At 47.2% G+C, this 870-nt stretch carries 1 protein-coding gene and 1 pseudogene; both read right to left on the reverse strand.

Features of this window, described 5'->3' with window-relative positions:
• Positions 1 to 359: DUF4815 domain-containing protein (locus ACFINF_RS09400; protein ID WP_375620615.1), on the reverse strand; the 359-nt coding region annotated here is incomplete at its 3' end.
• Position 360: 1 nt separating this feature from the next.
• Positions 361 to 870, reverse strand: a pseudogene (locus ACFINF_RS09405) (phage tail protein); the annotation flags it as partial.

Below are 870 nucleotides of genomic sequence, written 5' to 3' on the forward strand. Positions count from 1 at the left end.
TCGTGTGTTATCCATTTTTTTTGTAGCTTCACACCAATTTCCAAGCGCCCAATCATGGCAACATTGTTGAGTACAGCTGGTGCAACGGGGAAAATATCGCCTGCAATATAAATCTTGCCATCCGTTAAAGTCACTGTTTGCGTATCTTTGTTGATAAACGCATCTGCTCGTTCAACGCGGTCTCCTTCTTGTGCCACAAGGCGCCCCAAGCGGTCATGACGCCCCCTTATAATGGTTTGAACTTCATTCAGTTCACCACTTTGAATAAAGGGACGCGTGCCATAAAAGACAACACTTTGTTGTTCCTCTTTGCCGCGAGATCTGTCAATTGCAAAGGGTAAACCACTTTCATGCTTCATCTTAAAACCTCAATAAAATCTTGAATTGTTCGCGAACATCGGCACGCAAAGGAATATTAATTGGCGTTTTGAGTATCTCGACACCGCCCTTCAGTTCATTGGCGTCACACCAAAGCTTGCCAACCGCTATGTTTTCTGCGGGGGTAGCGTGAACCAAAATTGAAACAAATGCTGCTTGTTTCCCATCAACATCGCGAAAGTCTGTGCGGGCTGCCACAAGAAGCGCCGTGCCCCTCGGGGAGGGCTGATAGTGATTGCCTGAATGGCTGTAAACCCCCTCCAAAGCCTGTTCGACAGGCGCGACAGCAGAGCATCTTTGATACCCAATCACGGCATCTTGGCTGTCTCTTAGCACGAGATAAAGCGTGCGACCATGAAACCACTCTGCCATCAGCATATCGCGTTCATGTTTTTTGACCGAACACCACGGAAAATTTGCCATGTCCCATGGGTAATCGATTTGGTTCCAGCTTAATTCCTCATCCCCATCCTCTATCCAATTGCCAATAAG

This window comes from Bartonella sp. TS25HLJMH, from assembly GCF_042193505.1.
GTDB classification, from domain to species: Bacteria; Pseudomonadota; Alphaproteobacteria; order Rhizobiales; family Rhizobiaceae; genus Bartonella; species Bartonella grahamii.